Origin of the sequence: Szabonella alba (assembly GCF_016765775.1) — a bacterium.
Lineage (GTDB): Bacteria > Pseudomonadota > Alphaproteobacteria > Rhodobacterales > Rhodobacteraceae > Szabonella > Szabonella alba.
Window position 1 is genome coordinate 1 of the sequence record NZ_JAESVN010000005.1, and the last position, 16446, is coordinate 16446.

18 protein-coding genes are annotated in these 16446 nt (G+C 58.2%); 7 read left to right on the forward strand and 11 right to left on the reverse strand.

Annotated features, from left to right (window positions below; translation table 11 throughout):
• Positions 1 to 162 precede the first annotated feature (162 nt).
• The 4 genes from JL811_RS12285 to JL811_RS12300 all read right to left on the reverse strand — a co-directional run bounded on the left by JL811_RS12285 (position 163) and on the right by JL811_RS12300 (position 3331).
• Positions 163 to 1089, reverse strand: coding sequence for a hypothetical protein (locus JL811_RS12285; protein WP_202688993.1), 927 nt, complete (start codon positions 1087 to 1089; stop codon positions 163 to 165).
• The gene (locus JL811_RS12290) at positions 1086 to 1883 is read right to left on the reverse strand and encodes a HipA family kinase (protein ID WP_202688995.1); all 798 of its coding nucleotides are present in this window, start codon (positions 1881 to 1883) and stop codon (positions 1086 to 1088) included. Before JL811_RS12290 ends, JL811_RS12285 begins: the two co-directional genes overlap by 4 nt.
• Positions 1884 to 2021: 138 nt before the next feature.
• Positions 2022 to 2948, reverse strand: a complete 927-nt coding sequence (locus JL811_RS12295; protein WP_202689000.1) for an ImmA/IrrE family metallo-endopeptidase — start codon at positions 2946 to 2948, stop codon at positions 2022 to 2024.
• 2 nt (positions 2949 to 2950) lie between these two features.
• A complete protein-coding gene (locus JL811_RS12300) occupies positions 2951 to 3331 on the reverse strand; it encodes a helix-turn-helix domain-containing protein (protein ID WP_202689001.1) in 381 nt (126 codons plus the stop codon).
• An 83-nt stretch (positions 3332 to 3414) separates the two neighbouring features.
• On the opposite strand from JL811_RS12300, the gene JL811_RS12305 reads away from it, so the two are divergent.
• The 3 genes from JL811_RS12305 to JL811_RS20365 are packed head-to-tail and all read left to right on the forward strand — an operon-like array spanning position 3415 to position 6322.
• Complete coding sequence (locus JL811_RS12305) at positions 3415 to 4596, forward strand: multiubiquitin domain-containing protein (RefSeq protein WP_202689002.1); 1182 nt, start codon at positions 3415 to 3417, stop codon at positions 4594 to 4596.
• Positions 4593 to 5990: a ThiF family adenylyltransferase gene (locus JL811_RS12310; RefSeq protein ID WP_202689003.1), complete on the forward strand. Its 1398-nt coding sequence runs from the start codon at positions 4593 to 4595 to the stop codon at positions 5988 to 5990. The genes JL811_RS12305 and JL811_RS12310 overlap by 4 nt, the downstream gene beginning before the upstream one ends.
• Positions 5990 to 6322 (forward strand): ubiquitination-like system serine protease family protein, encoded by a 333-nt coding sequence (locus tag JL811_RS20365; RefSeq protein ID WP_475636550.1) that lies wholly within the window; start codon positions 5990 to 5992, stop codon positions 6320 to 6322. The genes JL811_RS12310 and JL811_RS20365 overlap by 1 nt, the downstream gene beginning before the upstream one ends.
• Before the next feature lie 186 nt (positions 6323 to 6508).
• On the opposite strand, the gene JL811_RS12315 is transcribed toward JL811_RS20365, so the two are convergent.
• Both JL811_RS12315 and JL811_RS12320 read right to left on the reverse strand, forming a co-directional pair.
• A complete protein-coding gene (locus tag JL811_RS12315; protein WP_202689004.1) occupies positions 6509 to 7192 on the reverse strand; it encodes a hypothetical protein in 684 nt (227 codons plus the stop codon).
• A complete protein-coding gene (locus JL811_RS12320) occupies positions 7152 to 8063 on the reverse strand; it encodes a DNA-processing protein DprA (RefSeq protein ID WP_202689005.1) in 912 nt (303 codons plus the stop codon). Before JL811_RS12320 ends, JL811_RS12315 begins: the two co-directional genes overlap by 41 nt.
• Before the next feature lie 511 nt (positions 8064 to 8574).
• On the opposite strand from JL811_RS12320, the gene JL811_RS12325 reads away from it, so the two are divergent.
• Together JL811_RS12325 and JL811_RS12330 are read left to right on the forward strand one after the other, a co-directional pair.
• Positions 8575 to 9114, forward strand: a complete 540-nt coding sequence (locus JL811_RS12325) for a YfbU family protein (RefSeq protein ID WP_202689006.1) — start codon at positions 8575 to 8577, stop codon at positions 9112 to 9114.
• Positions 9115 to 9123: 9 nt separating this feature from the next.
• Positions 9124 to 9606 carry a hypothetical protein gene (locus tag JL811_RS12330; RefSeq protein WP_202689007.1) on the forward strand — a complete coding sequence of 161 codons (483 nt, stop codon included), beginning with the start codon at positions 9124 to 9126 and terminating at the stop codon, positions 9604 to 9606.
• 290 nt (positions 9607 to 9896) lie between these two features.
• On the opposite strand, the gene JL811_RS12335 is transcribed toward JL811_RS12330, so the two are convergent.
• A complete protein-coding gene (locus JL811_RS12335) occupies positions 9897 to 10562 on the reverse strand; it encodes a hypothetical protein (RefSeq protein WP_202689008.1) in 666 nt (221 codons plus the stop codon).
• A 584-nt stretch (positions 10563 to 11146) separates the two neighbouring features.
• Between JL811_RS12335 and JL811_RS12340 the strand changes: the two genes are divergently transcribed.
• Positions 11147 to 12307: a C2H2-type zinc finger protein gene (locus JL811_RS12340; protein WP_202689009.1), complete on the forward strand. Its 1161-nt coding sequence runs from the start codon at positions 11147 to 11149 to the stop codon at positions 12305 to 12307.
• Positions 12308 to 12404: 97 nt separating this feature from the next.
• On the opposite strand, the gene JL811_RS12345 is transcribed toward JL811_RS12340, so the two are convergent.
• From JL811_RS12345 to JL811_RS19980, 3 genes are read right to left on the reverse strand one after another with little or no spacing between them, the layout of a single operon-like run.
• Positions 12405 to 12725, reverse strand: coding sequence for a HigA family addiction module antitoxin (locus JL811_RS12345; RefSeq protein WP_202689010.1), 321 nt, complete (start codon positions 12723 to 12725; stop codon positions 12405 to 12407).
• Positions 12726 to 12731: 6 nt separating this feature from the next.
• Positions 12732 to 13049, reverse strand: a complete 318-nt coding sequence (locus JL811_RS12350) for a hypothetical protein (RefSeq protein WP_202689011.1) — start codon at positions 13047 to 13049, stop codon at positions 12732 to 12734.
• A gap of 4 nt (positions 13050 to 13053) precedes the next feature.
• Complete coding sequence (locus tag JL811_RS19980; protein WP_237684954.1) at positions 13054 to 13797, reverse strand: helix-turn-helix domain-containing protein; 744 nt, start codon at positions 13795 to 13797, stop codon at positions 13054 to 13056.
• Positions 13798 to 13845: 48 nt separating this feature from the next.
• Here JL811_RS19980 and JL811_RS12360 point away from each other — a divergent pair, with 48 nt between their 5' ends.
• The gene (locus tag JL811_RS12360) at positions 13846 to 14952 is read left to right on the forward strand and encodes a tyrosine-type recombinase/integrase (RefSeq protein ID WP_202689012.1); all 1107 of its coding nucleotides are present in this window, start codon (positions 13846 to 13848) and stop codon (positions 14950 to 14952) included.
• 493 nt (positions 14953 to 15445) lie between these two features.
• Here JL811_RS12360 and JL811_RS12365 read toward each other — a convergent pair whose 3' ends face one another.
• Positions 15446 to 16441, reverse strand: a complete 996-nt coding sequence (locus JL811_RS12365) for a P1 family peptidase (RefSeq protein ID WP_202689289.1) — start codon at positions 16439 to 16441, stop codon at positions 15446 to 15448.
• Between the last annotated feature and the right edge of the window lie 5 nt (positions 16442 to 16446).

Sequence of the window (16446 nt, forward strand, 5' to 3'; positions counted from 1 at the left end):
CCACACGAGCCTTGAAGCCCGCGTCATGGTTCCTGCGTTTCCTCATGTCCTGATCTCCTCGTTCTTGGAGATCAGCAGACGTCAGATCGTAGCTTCCGTCACTGTCCGATTTTCGGGGAGTAGCTCAGATTGACAAACTGTCAACACTGCCTTCGGGCACAACTATGCCGCCAATTCGTATTGCAGAACGCGGTTGCCAATGGACTGAACTGAATCGAGCGCAAGCAGGCGCAATTCTTCTTGATCGGCCTGCTGTTCAAGGTCTTCCAGCGCCTCGCTGATGTTGGCTTGCTGTTGGTCAGAAACTTGCGGGTCATCCTTTGGCGGGCGATGCAGGATCATCTCATGTGCTCTAGCCAAGATGCTGTGCGGATCCCGATCGCGCTCAACCTTGAGGTCCCATAGACGCCGTTTGATCAGATGCACCGAGTTCGTGATGGCGCCAGCTTTTAGTGTCCCGAAATTGGCGACCAGTCTAGGTCCCGCGAAATCAATGACGACGCGGTGGCTTCCACCCTTGGAACGCCGGGCGCGCGCTTCTCTGATGTCGGTACTGAAATACTCCCCGAAGCCTTCGCGTTTGGATTTGACGAAATCGCATACCAAGAAGGGGAGTCGGTCTCCTGCCCGTTGGCTCTCGGCATCACCTACCGCCAACATCGTCAAGGACTGCACATCGTGGGTGGTGCGAGGTGAATACAAAGACGAAAGCGCAGCCATCCAGCTTTGGGTCAAGGCCTCTAAACTAACCCCTTCTGCCTCCCGACACCTTCCAATTGTAACACCGGAAACCGGAGGGTCAGGGGAGAATAGCGCCTCAATCGACCGTTCCGCCAAGTCCTCACGCAAGCACATGCCAGCCAAGGTAATTGCGTTGACGATGGTAGGCGCGCTTTCGCCGTAGAGGCATGTCAGCTTTTCATGGCAGTTCGCAAGTTCGACGTGAAATCCAGTGGCATTCGCTGCAGCAACACCAATAACAAATCTCTCATCAGATCCCGAAATTGGCTCAAGCAGGATCGGTGCCCAGTGAGCGCGGACGCTCTCCTTCAGTGACGGGAAACGGCTGGTGTCCAGTCTAAGGGTCATAACATCACCGGCACATTAAGCGCTTTGCTGGCATGGAAAGTGACCTGAGCGCTGCGCTGCGTCAGGAACTGCTTCAGGGCGTCAATATAATCCATCGGCATCAGATCCACGACGCGGCTGGACTTAGTGGGTTCCTCGGCATCAAACCCTGCCAGCGCAGCCTCGACCGCTTGCGCTTCTGTGCGTCGTGTATCCTTTTGATCAGTACTCAGGAAAGGAGTCATCCACTCGGACAGCCGACTGGCAAACTCTTTGGCGGGGTCGAGATCGGATGGCCCCCAAGTCGGTCCGGTAAAGCAGTGGCCGTGATCAATCAGCCATGTATCCCCGACGCTGCCGAAAAGAAGATTGCCGCAATGGCGGTCAATGTTGGCAATCCAGGCGTCGAATGCATAGAGTTTGCCCAAGTCTGGCCATTTCGAGATTTGGTCGATGATGGCACGTTGACCTATCGGTGTTGACGCGCGAAGCCGAAATGTGACGTTCGGTACCTTCACATCGGTGCTGACGAAAACCAAACGGGAACCATCGGGCAGTGCTGGTGCCTTGTTCACGCTCAGTATGTCGGGACGGACCAAACCAAGGAAACTGTCGGGGATGGGCAGGCCAAGCCGACGGGCCAGGCAGAAGGCGAGTAGCTCGTTGCAGAGCTCGATCAGATCGAGATCCTTGATTATTGCCTGCCTAATCTCTCCGCCATGAAGTAAAACCTGGCCACGATACGTCTCGTTGACGTTGCCTTCCGTGAAGCCTGCCGCCCCAAGCAACACTGTTGCGAAGTTGATTTCCGCCATGCCGCCCCTGCGCGATAGGTTGATCTTGTCACTAAGTATGCAGGTAAACCGCTAAAACCCGAGGCGGGCAACTAAAAATGGATCAAGGCGATCTGGGCTATCCGCATGCGACATTGCTGCGATGCTTGCGGAGGCAGTCTAAACTGCTGTGAGGAAAATAGGTCGCGGCGCGGCTAGCGTTTTAATCACATGGATGAGAACAAAGACTTGGTGGGTCTGTGTGAAGGACTCAGCGACGCACTCATGGCGGTCGCCGTTGCGGTCCAGCAGGACAAGAGATTTTTGGCCGGATGACCTTTGGCCGCTGATCGGTATCAGCGCGCCGATATCGTCGTCGGGCGTGTAGACAGGCTTCCAGTCGTGAGCGCCGAAAATTGTCGTGAAACTATCAGATTGAACGGGACGTCGTAGGGTGGCGCGGAAGCCATCGCCCTCAACGAATTCGGGCATGTTCAACACCACGACTGCGCAGGCGCGATGATTTTTGGATACGTACTGTCGCACGCACGCATAAATCGACGCGTCGAACTTCTTCGCCAGCCTGACTGGTGTCCAGATGCTGAACTTTTCGCCCTCGGCCATGTCACGAAAGCTGTCGAGCTGGAACAGGACTTCGGCTGCGAAGACGTTGGCTTCACGATCGAAAAGCTCAGCCGCATCGGGCTCCAGGGCATTCGCACAGTCTTCGACCAAAGCGTACATCGGACGCTGCCAGGGCATGAAGCCGTGTCCGGACTCGTGCAGTCGTACGAAGCGCTTTTTCACCGCCATCATCGTCTGATCCAGGTAGACCAGACCGGCGCTGGCGTGGAACAGGCCCATCACCTTGCCCACGGCCCGCTTGAGAGCACCGCCCGCTTGCTCAGCGCCTGACCGAAGCTTGTCTATGAACTTGGGGCTAAGGACATCTTCTTTCACCTCTTCAACCTTAGCAACGGTCATGATCGCCTCAACCGGCGTCGGGAAGACGCCGAGCGCGCCCGCTTCGCGCAGCGCACGCTCGGCCTCGCCGCGAACCCGGGCGAGCTGACTTGGGGATAAGCTACAGTCGTCCGGTCGCTGCATGATCAGCCCTTCTTGGTGCGTAGGTATGCGAGGTAGTCCAAGAGGGCCGCTTCCTCATCGGCCGTTAGATTATCGACCGCGAACGTCGCGGCCCGCCCATGCTTGGCGTCGGCAGGGCGTTGGGCCGATGGCACGATGTAGCCCGCTCGCTCCATCAGCGTCTCGTAAGGGACCGCCAAGACGGTCGAGAGGGCGTATAGGATGTGCGGAGAGGGTTTGGTGATTTTTCCACTCTCCAATTGGCTCAAGTAGGCATTTGAAATCTCCTTGCCGGTAGCTTCCTCAACGTCGCGTTGCGACATCTGTAGATCGTTACGGGCCTTTTTTATGATCTGGCCGAGGTTGGTTGGCCGGACGGTTGCATCAGTTTCACCATCGGTCATGCGGGCTCCTCCGCGAACCGGACACGGGGTCCAGCGTATGGAATATCGGCCAAGTCGATAAGTTCGTCAAGCGAGCAAAGTTGATGCTTGACAAACTTAGCACGCATTCTCATTTTAGCGACATCGGCGATTGGCCGGAGAATCTGGAGTGTGAAATGACTGAGTTGAGTGAAGACGCCGCGGATCGCGGCAAGCGTCGCCGCATCGAGGTTGCGGATGAGACCCTGACCTACCGAAACGTGCTGATCGACGACCTGACGCCGACCGGCGCCCAGCTCGCCGCTGCAGCTGGCTTCAAGCCGAAGCAGCACGCCGTTGTGCTGCAGGTGCTTGCGAACGGCGAACTTGAGGATATTCGCCCGAGCGAGACCGTGGACCTGAAACGTGACGATGGCCGGTTCGTGATCGTCGAGACTGATCGCGATTACTTCATCACCATCGACGGTCAGCGCTTCCAGTGGCCGTGCCGCATCGTCTCGGGCGCAATTGTTCGCAAGCTCGGTCATCTGCCCGTAGGCGTCGCGGTCTACCTCGAGCAGGTTGATGAACCCGATCGCGAGATCGGTGATCAGGACCTGGTTGATCTGGACGGGCACGGGGTCGAAGCTTTCGTAGGCCGGAAGCCGTCTTGGAAGCTCAATATTCAAGGTGTGACCATCGTGTCCAACACGCCGACTATCGTCGTGAGCGACGCGATGATGAAGGCCGGTTTCGATGTCGCCCAGAGCTGGCACATCTTCTTGAAGGTGGCGGGTCAGCCGAAGCGCGAAGTCGCGTTGACTGATGTTGTCGATCTGCGCACCCCGGGCATCGAGAAGATCCGGCTGACGCCGAAGGAAGTTAACAACGGTGAGGCGCCTCCGGCGCCTCGCCGGGACTTCGACGTGCTGGAGGTGGATGAAACCTATCTCAATTGCAGCGGCTATAAGTGGGAGACGGTGAATGACGGCGGGAGGCGTTGGCTGGTCATCCACCACTATCCCGTTCCGGCCGGCTTCAGCGCTATTCAGACGCGCCTCGCCCTTGAGATCCCGCCGACTTACCCGGCAGCCCAGATCGATATGTTTTACACCTATCCGCCGCTTGCGCTCGTGTCCGGCCGCGCGATCGACTGCACTCACATTCCTGCGACGATTCTGGGCGTTCCCTACAATGGCTGGTCGCGCCATCGTGGGCCGGGTTCGGAGTGGAATCCTTCGTCCGACAATGTCGTCACGCATCTGGCGCTCGTCGAGTCGGCGCTCAGCAAGGAAGTTGGGGAATGATGCCGAACTGGACGCTCAGCTTCGCCGGAGCGACGCTTGATTGCGTCCGCCGGCATCTCTTCCCTGGCGATGGCTGTGAGGCTGCGGCAATTCTTGTCTGCGCCCGCGTGCCGGGCCCTCGTCAGCGCCTACTCGTCCGCAAGGCTGTCCTCGTGCCTTATGAGGACTGCACGCTGCGTGAACCCGACCGCATCGTTTGGCCTGGTCTTTGGATCGAAGAGGCGATCGATCTGGCCGAGGCGGAGAATCTGTCCCTCATCTTGATCCATTCCCACCCTGGCGGCCTGTTCGACTTCTCCGAAGCTGACGACCAAAGCGACGCTCGGGTGATGCTTGGCCTGTTTGAGGCCCTCGGCTCGCTTCACGGTTCCGCCATCATGATCCCGGATGGACGGGTGCGTGGGCGCCTGTACGCCCAAGACGGAACGTGCTGGCCAATCAATCTCGTGTCAGTGATCGGTGATGACATCGACCTGATCTGGACTGGCGAGCATCCACCGTCCAGATTCGCTGATCGGCCCGTCGCATTCACAAGCGGTATGACGCGTGAGCTGGGGCGCCTGCGTGCTGTCGTGATCGGAGTATCGGGCACCGGCTCGATCATAGGCGAGCAAGCCGCCCGTCTGGGCTTCGGCAGTGTTGACCTGATCGACTTCGACCGCATCGAACCCCACAACTTGAATCGTATCTTGAACGCCACCCAAGCTGACGCCGGGGAGCGCCGGCTCAAGGTCGAAATGTTCGCTTCCGCAGTCGCCAGTCATCGCGGCGAAGGCGTCGCGACGGCCATACCGGCATCCATCACGAGCCGGGAGGCGGTGCTGTCGGCCAGCCAGGCTGATGTGCTGTTCTGCTGCGTTGATACGCTTGAGGCTCGCCAGATGGCAGACTTCATCGCTCAGGCGTTCCTGCTTCCACTCTTCGACATGGGCGTGGTGATCCCGCTCCGCAAAGCTGCACGAGGAATGGCGATCGCAGATGTATGCGGTCGGGTGGATTATGTTCAACCAGGCGGTTCCACGTTGCTGGATCGCGGAGTGTACTCACCCGCCAGCTTGCGCGCGGAGTACCTGCGCCGCACGGCTCCTGGCGCCCACCGGCACGAACTCGAAGCGGGATATATTAAAGGCATGATTGAAGAGGCCCCCTCAGTGATCACCCTCAACATGCGGGTCGCGGCGGCAGCGATGAATGAGTTCATTGCGCGGGCTTACCCTTTCCGACTGGACCCCAACGGGCATTATGCCCGCACGGGTTTCAGCCTGGCTGCGAGCGAAGAAGAGTTCACTGCGGAAGTAGCGTTTCCCCGATCCAGTCTTGGCCTCTTAGCGCGCGGTGATCTGGAGCCGCTGCTTGGCCTTCCATTACTTAAGCCGCGGAGGGCGGATCGATGATGGACATTCGGAAGTGGTGGCGCGACGTTTGGGCACGGTTCGGACCCCCGCGGCGACTGATCGTGATCGAAGGGGACAGTCTGCCTCAATCCATGCCGCGTCGTGATCTCGTGCTGGCGCGCGATGACGGTGAGGACTGGTGTGTCGGCATGCGCTGCCCCTGTGGTTGTGGAGACATCATCGAACTCCTAGTCATCGCTGAGGCAAAGCCTCGCTGGGACGTTGGAGCTGATCGAGAGAGAAGGCCGACATTGTCTCCCTCCGTCTGGCGCAAGACTGGATGCCGGTCGCACTTTTGGGTGCGGCGGGGTCGGGTTCAGTGGTGCGATTAGCCACGCCATAGCTCGCTTCTATTCGGGTGCAGGCGCGGCGAACGGCAACTGCGTCCCAAATACTGTGGTCAGATGCGCAAGGTCAAGGGATCTAAATTGCGCGTCAAATCAAAGTTTTACCATTCCGCTTCATTCTAAAGTTGTTGAATGCGCGCGACGAGACAGCATGAGAAGAGCGCTATCACGCTACCAGTCGAAATCTTCCGTATTAGTGGTTTCTGGTATGCGGCGTGCCAGAAACACGCCCCGAAACGTGGCTGCGGGCAGGGCGTCTGAAAGAACGCTTTGCATCGCACGGTAGTGGCATCCGGTCGTCAGTACATCGTCGCAGATTACGACTCGATCCCTGACATTGGCGAGTTGTGCCGCGTCGATCTGGTAGAGCTGGGCAAGCTCATCCGGCGAGGGACGGCGATCACCGTCATGAACAGCTGCCGTGCTGCATGTCTGCGACACCAACTCCCGTATGTCGAGTGCGTAACCATGATTCCGCTGCACAAAGCCGCTGAGTTGGTTCAGCAGGGACATCATCCTGTCATCATACATTGGATCAACGCGAAACTTTGACGGCGGCACAGGGACGAAAGTGTACTGCCGAAGATCAGATGCTCCAATCGCCTTGAAAAGTGCCCGTGCAGCCTGGGTAATCTTGGCGGCTTTGTACGGCCATTGATTGGTGCCACGCCGATCCATCGGCTTTTTGAAATTGATGATGAGGTTATTCGTTGCGCTGTGGGCAAAGCCCATCCGTGCCGAGTATTCACCCAGAAAGAAGCAATCATCTTCTTCACGAAGATGATGGTGATCGACCCGCGTGAGCGCGTCAATCTTAGTGAGACGTTCTGGGAAGGAGTCGTTCGCGGATGTCATTGTAATCCCGCACGCGAATAGCGCCGCGCTCCGCGAAGGTGTGCGGCCATGTCAGTTTACTATTCTGAAAGCAGCTATCCAGAATGAATAGTTGCCGCCCCTGTTTCAGTGCCGCACGCGCTTGCACTAAAGTGCCGGATGTTTCACCGGCCTCCACGATGACCGTTGCATCAGTCAGTGCTGACATTGTGATGTTCCGCGCGGGGAAGAAGTGACGATGCGCTGTCGGGTTGGGCTGTCTGTCATAACGCAGCACCGGAACTTGGCTGATAAGCAGATGGTTCTTGGCGATTTCACGCTGGAGCGCCGCATTTTCCTTTGGATAGGAATGCGACAACGGGGTGCCCAGCACTCCGACGGTGCGCCCGCCTTCGGAAATGGCCGTGCTGTGCGCCGTCGCATCGACCCCTTTGGCAAGACCGGATACGATGGTAAAGTCATCCCCGAGCAGAGAGCGAACCAATTTCCGCGTACGCTTGATGCCTTCCTCGGACGGGTTGCGCGTGCCGACAATGGCGATGGAACGCGGCGAGTTTACCAGTTCCCACCAGCCTTGATAATAGAGCAGCTCTACAGGATGATCCGCGTCGCGCAGCCGGTCGGGGTACTCACCTGCGCCATGCACTCTGACGCCATAATGCGCCACACCGGCATCCCTTAGTAGACGATGCACGTCGTTCGCGTAGGTACCGGCCGTTTTTCTGTCGACGAAATCCGATGGCACCGCGCCTGGTGCAGCGGCAAACTGGGATGCGATGGTCTTGAAGCTGACGCTGTCACGGTCCCACAATGCCTCATACGCTCCCAGCTCGATGAAAGGCGATACGGCACGGTTCGCAAAATCAAGTGCTGAAAATTCTAGCTGCTCCATGACTCCCCTACATTTTGCCGGATTATCCCGTGATTTTCCACCTTGGAACATAACAAGAACATTAGCGCAAAGGGCTACAAGTGTCCAATACCGAGTGGATTCCGTCGCTGCAATGCTTTCCTTCACATGACCCACTGTACCGCCTCAGCGGCGCATGGATAGGGGGCAGATTGTTCCGTCCGCATGAACACCGGTGGGAACCTATGTGCATAACTGCTTGGGCCGCATCCGTTGACAGATCAAAGCCAAGCGGAGAATGTCCGCAATGATGGATTGCGCCGCCGCGTCGAAGCGAAGAGGTCAACGGTAGCTGTGGGCCGACCAAGCCGACGGACTGGGACGCGCGAAGGAAAGACCCATGCTGCGATGCCGCATGACCGCAGCGAGCCCAGAGTAACGAATGCTGCGTGATGCGCCGATGGCAGTTATGCGCAGAGATCCTTTTCAAACCGTCCCCTCTGTGCTGAAGTCCGCGTGGTTGACTGCCCACTGAGCGCGAAAGAAGGAACACATGGAACTGAGCAAACTGGAGCGATATTACCTGTCCAACCAATTAAGGATTTTGGAAGCACTCTATCCCAACGAAGCGGATGAACTCGCGGTCCAACGTGAAGCTGTCGAACAGGGGTATTCGTTCGTTTACGACATGGGTATGGACTATATTTTGGATGGCAACGACGCCATGACACCCGAGGAGTCGAAAGAGGTCTGGGAAGCTATGGATATGTTTTTGTCCATAGATCGGACGATCCAAGATTTGGGCCTAGAAGATCTGCATAAAGAGCATTTCACGCGATTCAGGGGATATGACGGAAACAACGAGTCCAAGTTCATGGGATTTGCAGCGTTCACTGTTGAACGACTTGGACGGTTTACGCATCTCCCACTCAAAGAAGAGCTTTACTTCAACTCCCACATGCCGACGCGGCAGATTTATGAGAGGATGCTCATTGAGTGGCGCAAGATTGATTATCAGCACCGCTTTCCAATGCGCAAAGAGGATCTGATGAAAGTCCTCGAAGCCGCCGTCCATCCAGAAATCCGCAAGTAAGGCGGCGGAATGATGGACATTATTTCTCTTATGCTCACGGTGTTTGGTCTGGTGATTTCTGGCGCTGCCTACTGGAAAGCAGACGACGCAAAAAAGGCTGTCCAAACGGTTCTTAAGAAACGCAATGCAGATGAAGATTTGAGGCGTCTCAGAAATTTAATAGCTACCATGGAAGCCGCCAAAGAGGCGGTCGCCCCTTGGACCGCTGGTATGCCGCTTGATCGAAGAACTGGTAGAGATCAACAAGATGATCTTGCAAAACTAGGTGAGACCATTGATTGCCTGCGGACAAAAGCGCCGTTGGACCTCGAAGATGCCGTGCAAAGAAGAATAAAGAAGTCCGCTACGGTACTTGATAATGAGCTCAATTCGATCGTAAACCCTACGGACAACCAAGATCATTGGAAAGCAGCGTTGTCGGAGATTCAATTGATGATTCCTAGGTTGGAACAGTTGGAGCGGTCTATTAGGGATGCTCAAATTTCCATTTGAGGAATAAATTTGGCGGGTCAATTGGACCCCGCCCGATGGGGTAGATAACCTTCAAACGCTGCGAAAGCAGACTTTGCCCCTCCCTCGGTCGTCATCAAAGAACAGGAGAACGGTCGATAGGTTTATGCTGTGAGCGGTCATTGACTCCAGTCAAGCGAACGGCAGCTTAGTCCCGCGTCGCTGACACTGCCCTGTCGATTTCGCTGCGACAAGGATGAATGGCCGCTACGGAGAAGCACCCTGGAGGAGCTGAACGGCAGAAGAGGACCGGCTTCGATGATCCCATGGGCTCACTCATGGCTCATTCGCTCTCTGTCATCTATCAGAGTGCCATAATGTTTGCGAAACACGACCTCTTCATCTCCCTGCAATGGAGACACTTGTGGAGAAAAGAACCTTTTTCGCAGTGGGTCAATCAAACGCATATCATCTGGGTTAAAACTTTTTAGCGCCATCTGCATCGCCCACAAGCCCAGTCTGCCGCCTTCCTCTGGAAGAGCTGGATCTTCACTAAAGTAAGGGTAGACCACACGAGTATACTCCCCCCTCACGCGCGCATAAAGAGCATCTTTTATTCGAATTACCCCGCCTAGATCTTCGAACTCCAGAACGCCGTGAGCGCTTTGCGGGAGTATCTCTAATGGTTCGTTAGACCATCGTAATTTCTTATTTATCAGATCCAAAATGCCGCCTTTCAGGAGCGGATATAAACGAGCGCACCCCTTATTTGCCTTTATTCTTTGTTCCGTTAGCTCCGATATGTCTCCCTGCCCAGACATATGAATCTTTACATCGGACCAGAAAGGCTGATAGAAATCTCCGCCCTGACTCCTGCTGCTGCCGCTCTCCTTTTGGAGATCCAGCCGAATATCTTCTTTTAGAATTTTACGCCGCACCTTTGGCGATGCATAAAATAGCTGGAGGGCCTTTCGAAGGGGAATGTCTAGTACAGACATGGATGGTTCTCCTTTGGGCACAACGGCAAGCATTGCCCTAAATTTCTGAAAAGCAAGACAATACTACAGGGGCCGTGCGCTTGGTGGGCCGCCGGCGCGGAGTGTGCATTGCAGCGTCTGAGCCAACACTACCGGGAAAAGCAGGCCTGATCTTCTTGGCGAGGCTGCTATGCAGCGCAACAAGGGGTGCCCACACATACTTGTCATGATGTTGAGTAATCGCTGCGGTTCATCGACCGGCAGCATTGGGGAGCTCTAGCTGCAGCGCTTATAGGTACCGACCGGCTGGTAAGGGCCGTGCCTCCGCGGCACAAGCGAACGGCCTGTCTTGCTGTCGCCAGCCTGAGTGCTCATTTTTCGACAGACCTGAGCCTTGGCGGGGCCGTGCTGGGTAACTCTCGAAGTCCTGCTTGACAGCTGTGCGCGCCAAAACCGCCGAGGTGAGGCGCATGCGGCGAGGGCCGGCTTGACTTGTCAAAAGGCAGGACGCGGTTACGCGCCGGCCGCCTCCCCCGATAGTTGATGCGAGAAGGGGCGTTTGCTCATAGCCTGTGCGAAGGCGCGGGTGAGAGCAGGCGACAGGCATGACATTTGTTAATTACGTTCACCTAAAAGCTGACGAGCTTGCGGACGTGGTGAAGGCCCTTAGGCGGCCAGGGCCAGGACAACCGAATTCGGGGGGGCGGGCTCTCACAAACGAGATCCGGAAGCGAGGCTGGGTCCATCTTCATCAGGTTGACGACCTGATTTCGGCGCAAGACGCCAGGGTTGACTGGACCGCGCTTCGAGACGTTGAACGGCTGTCTGGACAGCTGGAGGTTGGCCAGCGTGTCGTTGGATTTAAGCCTCAGACCAAGGATCACGACTTCAGCGGTGGCATGGGTGTCAGCATCGCCGGCGCCGCCTGTCTTCTGATTTGGCTCGAACGCCTTGGCTTTGAAACGAACGCCGCCGAGCTGTGTTCATGGGTGGTCGGGCATACCGAGCGCCAGACCCATGTCTCTGACGAGGAGATCACGGCCCTCTGGTATCTTGAGCAGCGCCATAAGATGGGGCCGGTAACCGTGGGAACAGATCCGATCATAACGCCGATCGGTGACGTGGAAATCTTTGTCACCTCATCCGGATACAGCGTCGAGGTCACCAAAGGCGCTGACGGACGCCCCGCCATCCTGACGGTCACCGCGCCCGATTACGTTGAGCCCCGCGCCCAGGTTGTGGTAACCTGTGAGGACTGCGGTATGCGGTATGTCAGCGGGTATAAGCCTGATGAGCATGACCATCGGATTTTCCATCGCAAGAAGATTTCGACTCTGAATCCGGAGCCGTCCCGAGCGATGAGGGCCGCGCTCGACGGCGACCCGGACGCCGTCTGGGTAGAGGAAGACTCCCCACCCTGGCAGCGGATAGCGGTTCATCGAAGAGCGAAACTATTCAAGCGCGAGATGGGGTTTGACTTTATCCAGTGGGACCCGACCTCCGATGTGGGGGCGGTCGCCTTTCTTTTTGTCGACGACGACTCCAGGATTGTTGGCGCCTGTTGTTTTAGGCCGTCGCATTCCGAGGCGGATGAAAGGATGAGACTGGACTGGATCTGGATCGCCCCGGCGGAACGGCGAAAGGGCTGGCTGAGCAGGAACTGGCAGCGCTTCGTAGGCCGGTTCGGGGAGTTCGACATAGCGCGCCCGATATCAGATGAGATGCAGGGCTTTCTTCGGAAGAGCGGATTGAACCACCTGCTCTGAGCCGCGGGCCGGGTCATGAGAACGACAGGGCTTGGAGATCATTCGAACCGCTTACTGTCGGGCGAGATTGTTGATGGCAAGCGGTCGTTCGAAACAATCAGGTGATCCTTCGATACAGACGCTCGGGGGGCATTAGCGTTGGCACCCCCGAAACATCCACGTCTTGGCAAGCATGCCAGACGTCATAGACACCCTGCATCCTGATCCAGAACAGGGGCTCGTTCCCGAAAAGCTTGGCAAAGCGCACAGCGACCTCCGGACTGACCCGCTTGCGCTCGGCCAGAACGCTATGCAGGTGCTGGCGCGAGATGCCGAGCAACCGTGCGAACCCTGCCTTGGACTCCCCCGTCGCAGGGATCAGATCTTCGCGGAGCAGTTCGCCCGGGTGTGTGGGACAGGTGTTGGGGTCGCGCTTCATCTTAGCCTACTCGCGATCTCTTGCTCCGCATTCGTCCGCCAGACGTTGCAGCTTTCGGTTGGCGAAATGCAGCGTGAGCACCGATCCAGTGAGGATTGGCAAAAGAGCACCAGCGACCGCAACGATCAGAAGTTGAGTCGCAGTGACCCAGGTGAAACCGGCCGAAGGATCGAAGAACTGAAAGCGCAACAAGCCAGCCAGGTAGCAAACGCATACGCCGAAGTAGATAGAATACAAGGGATTCAGGGGTTCTACCGCTGTGCGTCGTGCCCGCTCCAATGCTGCTTTACGCACATCCTGCCATTTGTCGCTCGGTCTTTTCAAAGGTCTAGTCCCTTCCAAATTCGATCCATGTGTGCACGTCGTCGGTGGCGACCTCGCGGCCCTCGACATGCGATTGATACCAGCGGGAGACGATTGCCCCCCGCTTTTCGCTTTTGATCCTGATGTTTTGCTCCGTCAGATATCGGTCCAATGAGGCCTCGAAACCCTTGAGCGCCTCGAAGTCATGCGCCTCGCGTACAGATTTTGTACCGAGCAGAAGCCAAGCCACATCGATGTCGAACTTCTCGTTCATCGCGACCAGCGCTTCGACCGGGATACCCCGCTTTCCCTTTTCATAGCTGTGGTAGGCGCGATGCGAAACGCCGATAGCTTCGGCTATCGCCGCTTGCGACAGACCGATCTCGCTCCGGGTAATCGCAAGGCGAGCCCCCATGGCGACGAAAATATCCGATGTCTCTCGCGTCATGCGCGTTTTCCGGTTGACCATAGCGCCATGTTGAGCAATCATCGCACAAAATGACGCATTATTACGTTTTATCCCATTCAAACACGCCAGATGGTGCTGAGCAAGCGATTCTATGCGTAGGCGCAGTCGTGAACACATGCAAGAAAGGACGATCCAAGTGGCGGAGATTGAGACAACTGAAAGCTCCCAGATCCTCACCATCGGCAAGACCCCGGCCCAGTGGGTCGAGATCATGGCTGACCATGGGATCGAGATTTCCGAGCGGACGCTGCGCGAAAAGGCGAACGATACCGGCGCGTTCTTCCGGTTGGGGCGCACCATGCTAATCACGCCCGCGCAAATTGACACCATCTTCGAGGAAGGACAGGCATGCCGCTCGAAATCTACAAGCGTGGCTCCGTCTTCTGGGTCAAGGGCTGGGTCGAATACAATGGCCGACCGATCGCCGGTCCATACCGCCAAAGCACGCGAGCGACTACTGAAGCTGGCGCAAGGGACTGGATAAACGACGAAACGCAGCTTCAGGTCCGCAAATACCTGATCGGGGAAGAGCACAGTCTGCGATTTGCCGATGCGGTCGATTTCTACCATCCGTCTGCCAAGACCGCGAAACAGCTTCTGCCAATCCTGGACGAGATCGGGGATATGCCGCTGGGCGCGATCACCGGCGCGCTGCTGAAAAGCCTTGGCCGCAAGCTGAAGCCGAATGCCTGCACCGACACCTGGTGGCGCGAGATCGTGACGCCAGCAAGGGCGGTCATCAACAATGCGCATGAGCATAAGGGCACCCCGCTTCTGCGGGTGAAGCGCTACGACAAGTTCGAGCGCATCGCGCAGGACCAGCGGCGGCGCAAGCCCAGCCGCATTGAGCGCATCCCGGCGACGCGTGACTGGATCGAGGCGTTCTGTGCCGTCGCCGATCCCTACAACGCGGCCTTGGTCCGGTTCATGTTCGAGACGGCAGCGCGCATCGATCAGGCAGTGTCCATCGAACCGGATGATCTGCGGCCCGCAACCTGCGAGGTTCGCGTTAAGGCGCAGAAAGGCCACCCGGAAGGCTGGGTTACGGTTTCGCCGCAGATGATGGCCGAGCTGGTCGCGCTGAAGCCCAAGCGGCCCAAGAACCTCAAGACGGGTCAACTGCTGTCGCCGCGCGTATTCGGGTACGGCAGCCCGACCGGCTACAACAACCGCTGGAAGACGATCTGCAAGCGCGCGGACATCCCGTACCTGTCTGCGCACCCCGCCGGGCGGCACGGGTTCTTTACCGAACTGGTGGTGCGCCAAGGTGTCGATCCGGTCACGGCGGCCAAGGCCGGGCGGTGGTCAGACCCCAATCTGCCCATGCGCATCTATGCCCACGCCGAGACGGATGAGGCCGATGTCAGGGCGCGGTTTCGTACAAACTATGTACAACCGACCGACCCTCGACCGCTCAAGCATAAGAAAACAAAGAAGGATCAGGAAAATGAATGAATCCCTCCTAAGGGGCAGGTTACAGGTTCAAATCCTGTCGGGGTCACCAGAAAATCCAATAAAATATGGCGTTTTGTCAGGGGCTTGCGAAAGCGGCTGCAGAAACGCCCGATTGATTTCCCAGGAAATCTGGGGCGGGAGTGTAGCTCGCCACGCATTCCTGCAGTGATTGGCACCGAATGTTGCAGCAGAACGGTTTTCGGGCGGGAGGGCTGCGGGGAGTATTGAAAGGGAGGGCGACCGTCACTGAACGTTATTCGCCAGACCGACTTTCTCACCCGACCCGAGTGTGCAATCTGCGATGGGGCGATGGTGAGCGCTGGAACTGGTCCATATCAGGTAGTGGAGTTACCCGCCTTGCCAAGCGTCAAGGCGCGTCGAACCCACAAAGCGCGGGCCACAACGGGGATCCGGTGTTTCGGGCGGTCAGCGCGGAAGACCTCCGGGACAAGGGCGCCCAAACCCACGGGACGGGTTTGCCGCCCCGGTCGCTCTAGCCGTCCTGCCAGCAGGGTTGCAGGTCTCCGGGCGCGGGCCGGGCCGCAAAGACCGCGCGGGCGATGGCGCGGGCAAGGCAGCAGGCGGCGGCATGGCCAAGGGTGAAACCGTCGGTCAGCGGATCGGTCATGGTTTTCTCTCCCGTCGCTGCAGCAAAGACCAGATCGCCGTCCAGCGGGGTATGGCTGGGCACAATGGCCCGGGCCATGCCATCCTGCGCGGCCGTGGCCATGCGCAGCGCCCCGGCCTGTGTCAGGTCTGCATCGGTGGCGACGATGGCGATGGTCGTGGCCTCGCCCAGACGTTTGCGGGGCAGCGGCGTTTCGGCGCCGGGGAACTGCCCCGGCAGGCCCAGCCCGCCGAATTCGGTGCCGATCTCCCAGGGGGCGGCCCAGAAATTCCGCGTTTCCCCCACTGTGACCGACCCCAACGCATTGACCGCGACCAGTGCGCCCACGGTCAGCCCCGAGGGCAGCACCGCCGAGGCCGAGCCAAGCCCGCCCTTCCAGCGGCCAGTCATCGCGCCGGTGCCGGCGCCTGCGCTGCCAAGGTCGAAATGGTCCGATGCGTCGTCACAGGCTACTGCCCCCAGCGGGCCATAGGGGTTTGCACCCCGCCCCTCCAGCCAGTCCTTGCGCCCGCCATTGGTCAGGTCGAACAGGATTGCCCCCGGCACGATGGGCACCCGCACCGCCCCGACGGCAAAGCCGCGTCCCCTTGCTGCCAGCCAGCCCGCCACGCCCGAGGCCGCATCCAGCCCGAAGGCAGACCCGCCTGACAGCGTGATTGCATCCACCTGCTGCACCAGACGGTCAGGGGCCAAAAGATCCGTCTCGCGCGTGCCCGGCGCGCCGCCCATGATCGACACGGCGGCGGTGAAGGGCCGGTCGGCGGTCAGCACCGTCACGCCGGATTTGAGCGCCGCATCGGCGGCATTGCCCACACGCAGCCCGGCGATATCGGTAATCAGGTTGCGCCTGCCCGGATGCATCATTG